Below are 6,102 nucleotides of genomic sequence, written 5' to 3'. Positions count from 1 at the left end.
TCGGGCGCACGATGCAAAGCAGCAGTTTTTAACCTCGGACTCTAACTGCAGTTCGGACTAAAACCGGGGGCAGGTCAATGGCATGGCAGGAGCCTTCGCGGCCAGAGCGATGCTGCGCATGCTGACCGTTCAACCGCCTATCAGCGCACACTCGACGTGGCAAGAGCCTACGGGAGCATGCCTGACGAAGCAGCCGTACATTTTGCGGTCGACGCACTCCCCGTTGACCCTACCTTGGCGTTTCTGCGTCCAGTGCGCCCGTCGTGGTTGCCTGCCTTAGGCAAGCAGGTCACCGCTGACTCTACATCGGTAGAAACCTTCATTCGGAGTGCGCTCACCTCGCTAGCCGCGGCTGAGCCCAAGGCAGTGCTGTTATCTTTGGTGTCGCCGACCTATGCGGATGACAAGGAAATCGTCGAACTATCTGTAGTTAGATGGCGTCGCTGGGGAGCCGCTGCCGTCGATGCCCGCGGTCTGGCCGCCCGCTTCTTTGACAGACAAAAGCATTGGGGTTACGGCACTTGCCAGTCTCCTGGTTGGGGAATGACTACTTTCGTGCCGGTGGCAGACCTTGAAAGCGTACTGGACCATGACGCAAACGCCGCGCCGATGGCTGCTGTGTATGGATTCGACCGAATCGGGTATCTTCAGCGGGACTTGTACCCCACGCGTCTCTACTACCCCGTTGCAACGGGTCTTGACAGTCGACTGACTGTCGAACCACGAGGCGGTGAACTACAAATTTCGTCTGCAAACGGACCAATTGCGACGGCTAGCTATTGGAACGCCGCGTGGTCCCCAGTTCATCCTGCCGCTATGTGCGGATTCTGCGGCACTGCACTGGTCGGAACGGCTGATAGCCTGCAAGCCCAGTCGGAGCCCCCTCCTGATGGCCACTTTTACCTATGGCAGGTCAGTCGACTGCAGCGCTCAAACGGTCATGAACCGTTTGTGGCAGGCGAGCCTGAATGCGGTGTGCTCTTCATTTGAGCACCACGGGTTCTGCTCTATCGCTTATAGCAGGAGCGCGCAGTTCGAAGAGTCTTCGCGTATCGCATTCAACAATTGCAGAACTGACGCTATAGTTTGGTTTTTGAAGCGTTAGAGACAGACGATGAGTGGCGTCAAAAAGAAGACTTCGTGGCAAAAGCGAGGGGACGGTCGGAAAGCAGCAGCGAAAGGGGGCGCAGGCCTACTCGTGCCAGTGACCTTCATGCGCAACGCGTCACCACCGCCGACGTCAAGTTCAGTCGATTTAGCTGCGCATCTGCGCGACGAGCACACTATTAGCAAGTACGAAACGGTACAACCCGCTGTTCAATACAACGGGGGCACACTGAGCGTAGATAATATCCGACGCACACCAACTATTCACGCGGTACCTCTGGACGACATTCATTCGCCACCTTACGCCATCGAACCAGACGAAGTCTTTGTAAGGCAGTACGCGAACTATATCCGAGGGCGTACGAACGCCTACTACACCCGGATATGCGAAAAGGACATCTTCGCAGGCTACTATCGAGATGATGCCGAGGCTGCACCAGTCATACAGTCCACGCCTGACGAAATTGTCGACGCACGATGTGCCCAGATACGGAGTGGCCGGCGTCCGACTATCTTATTGCGCGAGAATCATGGCATTGCGAACGCTCCGCGTTTCTTCTGCTGCGATTCATTAACGGCCCTTGCTGCATATCGTCGGCTAGGCTTTTCGTTGGTTCCGGCCGCGATATTTTCCACCCAGGTTCCACCGGGATTGACGCATTCGGCGTTTGAAGTGAGTATCGCGACAAACTTGGGCGATACAAGTCCGCGCGTTGCGGGATTTCGTCCGTGCAACCTGGATTCCTTACTTGCCACTCGCTTGGACGACCTCACATTTCCGGATGCGCTAGCATTTCTCGAACAACGCGTTGAAAACATACTCGAAAAATTGCAGTCATTTCATGCTGAGGGCTACGAAACACTGCACTATCACGATACGTTGCATTCGACGCTTATGCGTACGCGTGACTATCTGTCCGGCGCACGACTTCTGCTAAACGCGGGTCTACATAGCCAGGCTGTTTCCCTCTATCGCAGCCTGTATGAATTGCACCTCAACTTCTATGTGGATTGGTTGGCTCCCGAAAATTCATGGATGGAATTGGCGTATGCCGTGAATGCAGACAGCCGATACCTTAACCGTCTTTCGACGGAACTCTCGGAGACCTGCTCACGAGGTCGGCCGAAACAACAAGCAGAGCAACTGACCAAGCGTGCATTACTTCTCGCTCGCTGGCTAGGCATCGTCAAGAACAAGGCATCCTTCGTCCCAGTTGGCATCGGCTTACATGACGTCTACTACGGTTATCTCTCGAGCGTACAGCACCAAGATTTCCGTGAAGCCGCGAGCCATGCAAATCGATTTCGCTCGGAGGACTATCAAGCCGTCGACGCGGAACGCCAAGACTGGCTCCGTCAGCTTGTGAACATTACTGTCAGCGAGACACTAGAGCTCGTTGAGTCGGATATTGGCAAGCCAAATCTGTAGCTTGCGGCGGCGTTCTACTTCTTCCGAACAGAGCCCGAAATTTTTTCAGTCGCTTCGCGCGAATCGAACTCGAACTCGTCGAACGCGAAATGGGCCGACTCGCTCACACCGAACACCTCAATCTCGGCAGGGTCGAGCTCGTACCTTCCTAGCTTGAATCCGTCATCGCGTGAATTCATGCAATGGAACACGATGTCGTGCTGACCCGCGAGAAGCTTCACAACCGTCGTAATAACGGCCGGGTCACAGCGTAGACCGAAGTGCACGGAACTTAGGCGGAATGGCCGGTCGTCTGCGCCGCTTGCCTCCGTGACAGCTCGCCACTCCTTCTCATACTTCCATTCGCGCGCCTTCGCGAAGAAATACTGGTCGAAAATTGTCTGCTCAGCGTCAGCAGAGTCGCCGATGAACCAATTGATAAGGTCGCTGACTTTCAGGTAGCGAGTCGAGTCGTAGTTGACTGGTTTGAGTACTTCACACCGGTGGTCCTCGGTCGAGTAGCCGATGCAAATGCCCTTATGCTCGTCTGCGTAGTGACTCCACATGAGGGGGCAATCCCATTTGGCTGCCAGCGACAGTACGCCGCGCTTGCCGAAGCGCTCCTTCACGTACGTCTCGATATCGCAACACAGGCGCGCCACGTAAATGCTTGTCCCCTGGCCACCATCATCGAAGCGACCGCCGTATTCGGTGGCGAAGTAACGATGATTGCCAAGGTCTTCTACAGCTCTGGCCTTAGTCATCCTTGTAGACGCAAGGTGCTTCCAAAGACGCTCGACTTCTCGTGGCGCAACATCTGACCGGACTGTGGGATTGCAATCAAAAGGGTCGTTGAATGTTGAGGGCTTCGCGAAATACAGCTCAGCCTCGCTCAGCATGCGCAGGGTATTAGTGCTGAAAGCTCGGTACTTGAACAGCGTCCGAGGACGGCGTACGGCAGTCATCGAAAATGGACCTCGGAATTAGGAAGTTCCTGCGTCCTCGCGCGAGACTCTCCGTGGAACGTTTCGTTTAAAGAGCGTAAACCCGTAACAGCCCCCCGCAAGATGCCAAGCAGGGCCGAACGGAGACGGCGGCAACTGACGATAGAAGTTGGAAACGCCGTACAGCGAGAACGCCAAAAATAGCAAACCAGCGAAAGGCAGAACGCAATCTTCAAACGTGTACGTATCGATGTAAACGACAACATAGTCGACCACCAGGACCAGCGCGACGGCCGACACGAACATTGAAAAGAGCCAGCTGAGCCAGTTCAGTGTGGAATACGATTGGTGAAAGCCAGCCAGCGGATGGTCAATCATTAGTGCAACTGTACAGAGCGGAATCAGCAAAACAAAGGCCATCTTGTCCATGCTCTTGAACATGCTGAATGAGAACATATGAGCTTCCAGAGGCGAGTGTGTGCGTGACGGCCAAATCACGTATGGGCCAAGAAATTCTCGGGTCACCTTCCCAAGTTGCAGCGCCGGGAAAATGCAGCTCCACCGATTACTACATCGAGTCTGGCCTAGACTACTGGGTAAAAATTTGCCAGCTTGAGCTAGTAGTTGCAGTCAATTTCGAGCAGCACCGATAGTGATGCCGCTCGAATTGCCGATATCGGGCGCCGCGTGGACCGGCGGTTACGAGGCGATGGATGTGGTCGACGCCTCGGCTGCCTGCACCGGCTCGACCGTGCTCATCACGTTCTTGGCTGCTACTTTCCTAGCCCTAACTTTCTTTGCCATCGGCTTCTTCGCCGTCGCCTTCTTGGCGACCGGGGCGCTGTTCTTTACTGCTACTTTCTTGCCAGAGACCTTTCTAGCCGCCGCTCCCCTTTTTACCCCTTTTGCCCTCGGCTCTGAGGTGGTTACATCTGCCTTTACAATCAGGAATTTCGAGCGGTCCTTGGCGCCCACAAGCCAAGCTGGTGCGCGGCCTCGTCCACTCCACGTTGCCCCGGTTTTCGGGTCGCGGTACAGAGGCGGCAGCGAGCCCCGCAAATGACTGCCGTCCATTGCAGACTTCTTAGCGGCGGATGTCGCCGTGGGCGACACGTCACCAATCAAAAACTTGCTCCGGTCCTTGGCATTCGCAATCCATCCTGGCGCGCGACCGTGACCGGTCCACGTCGCACCGGTCTTGGGGTCGAGGTATTTCGCTACCGACATGGTCGGCTTTGCAGCAGCTTTGATGCCATCTCTCCGGCCGCGCTGTTTTCCGCCAACATGCGCCTCGATGTCGGCCGTCGTAATTCCATGCTTTTCCATCAGCCCACGGATTCGCTCCAACACTTCGGTCGACTTCTTTGCGACCAGCGCTTCCGCCTGGGCCTGCAGCTTTGCGATTCGTGTCTGTATACTCTCAAGCGTAGCCATAGTCTCAACCGTCCGTAAATAATATCCGCACTATGCCACACATGGTTTCCGCCACACCAGAGCATCAATGGCGGTTTGCCACTGCCCCCTGACCACAGCTTGTTGCAATAGGCAACAGCGCGGGAGCAGCCTCCTGAAACACAGGGCATAGCCTGTCACTGAAACTAGTGCGCGGTCGCCACACTTGAACGCTGCATAGACTTCAATGGTAGACATCGACAGGGGGTAGATTCGGCGCGGCTATGCGCTATAGTCAGGCATCCAACAATACAGCGACGACTATGTCACGTTTGGGAATCGAGTGCCAGAACGGCTTAATCTACGAAGGCAGAGACAATCCCAGCCACCTCGCTGTGCCGGCTCCGATTGTGTCGCAATGCCAGCTCATCGCGTCCCCGGCCGACTTGGAGAACTTACCTCGAGGAATGGATAGTGACCCATTCCGTTGGCTGTTCAGAGAAGATTCGTTTGACCCGGTTTCGAGAATACGTCGCGGTCGGCTCTTTCAGTCATTTCTCTACAATAGTCGCACATCGGTTCTTGTTGACGTACATCCATTCGTCTCCTCAGACTTTGGCCGTGGCCGGAGTGATGGTCGGGTGACGAAGGAAATGAACCTCTTTATTCATTGCACAGAACTTCTGATTCGCCCCGAGCGAGGGGAAGGTCTGCAGTTGGCAATAGGTCATGCTGGGGCAACGTCGCTCTGGAGAATCTTGCAGACCGAGCAGACGGTTAATCAAGATGTACTGGTCACCCTTCGAGCGGAATCTGCATTCGCTATTCTGCCGTCTCTCGACGCGGCTAAAATCCCTGAGAACAGTCTAACGGCTGTAACCGAGGCCTACAATCGAGTGATGCAGGTCGCGTATCGTGACTCCCCGACATCAGTTGTCGACCAGTGCAGGAACCTCTGCGCAGTGCTCGGTGGACGTTGGTTGCGCGAATTGACCGGGGACGAGAAAGCTCTTTACAAAGACCTTGGACCATGTATCACGGCAATTGGCAAACATTTCGGGGAAAACGAACGACGGCTTATCCGTGCTGCGCTCGAGACGGTCAATCTTCTGCATCCTCGCGGCAAGGACAATGAACGTGAGCGACTTGCCTTGCGAGAGGTATCCCACGAAGACGCAGCGCTTGCTTTACACGCGACCGGCTTCGTGATTAGAGACCTTGGCTGGGGAAACTAACCAACAGTCACCGCAT

The 6,102-nt window shown here is 55.3% G+C and carries 6 protein-coding genes; 3 read left to right on the top strand and 3 right to left on the bottom strand.

What is annotated here, in order from left to right; genetic code table 11:
• The first annotated feature begins 177 nt into the window (after positions 1 to 177).
• Entirely contained in the window at positions 178 to 990 is an 813-nt protein-coding gene (locus DIE08_RS34100; RefSeq protein ID WP_124906234.1) for a hypothetical protein, read from the top strand.
• Positions 991 to 1,114: 124 nt separating this feature from the next.
• Positions 1,115 to 2,536 carry a hypothetical protein gene (locus DIE08_RS34095; RefSeq protein WP_124906232.1) on the top strand — a complete coding sequence of 474 codons (1,422 nt, stop codon included), beginning with the start codon at positions 1,115 to 1,117 and terminating at the stop codon, positions 2,534 to 2,536.
• Positions 2,537 to 2,550: 14 nt separating this feature from the next.
• On the opposite strand, the gene DIE08_RS34090 is transcribed toward DIE08_RS34095, so the two are convergent.
• From DIE08_RS34090 to DIE08_RS34080, 3 genes are all read right to left on the bottom strand, one after another.
• Positions 2,551 to 3,480, bottom strand: a complete 930-nt coding sequence (locus tag DIE08_RS34090) for a DUF2971 domain-containing protein (protein ID WP_124906230.1) — start codon at positions 3,478 to 3,480, stop codon at positions 2,551 to 2,553.
• Between the two features lie 18 nt (positions 3,481 to 3,498).
• On the bottom strand, positions 3,499 to 3,915 hold the full coding sequence (locus tag DIE08_RS34085) for a hypothetical protein (protein ID WP_124906228.1): 417 nt from the start codon (positions 3,913 to 3,915) through the stop codon (positions 3,499 to 3,501).
• Between the two features lie 243 nt (positions 3,916 to 4,158).
• Positions 4,159 to 4,893 carry an H-NS family nucleoid-associated regulatory protein gene (locus tag DIE08_RS34080; RefSeq protein ID WP_124906226.1) on the bottom strand — a complete coding sequence of 245 codons (735 nt, stop codon included), beginning with the start codon at positions 4,891 to 4,893 and terminating at the stop codon, positions 4,159 to 4,161.
• A gap of 599 nt (positions 4,894 to 5,492) precedes the next feature.
• On the opposite strand from DIE08_RS34080, the gene DIE08_RS34075 reads away from it, so the two are divergent.
• The gene (locus DIE08_RS34075; RefSeq protein ID WP_260436627.1) at positions 5,493 to 6,086 is read left to right on the top strand and encodes a hypothetical protein; all 594 of its coding nucleotides are present in this window, start codon (positions 5,493 to 5,495) and stop codon (positions 6,084 to 6,086) included.
• The last annotated feature ends 16 nt before the right edge of the window (positions 6,087 to 6,102 follow it).

This window comes from Burkholderia sp. Bp9004, from assembly GCF_003858025.1.
GTDB lineage: Bacteria > Pseudomonadota > Gammaproteobacteria > Burkholderiales > Burkholderiaceae > Burkholderia > Burkholderia diffusa.
Note: the sequence above shows the minus strand (reverse complement) of the source record. Positions and strands in the feature narration are given on the sequence as shown.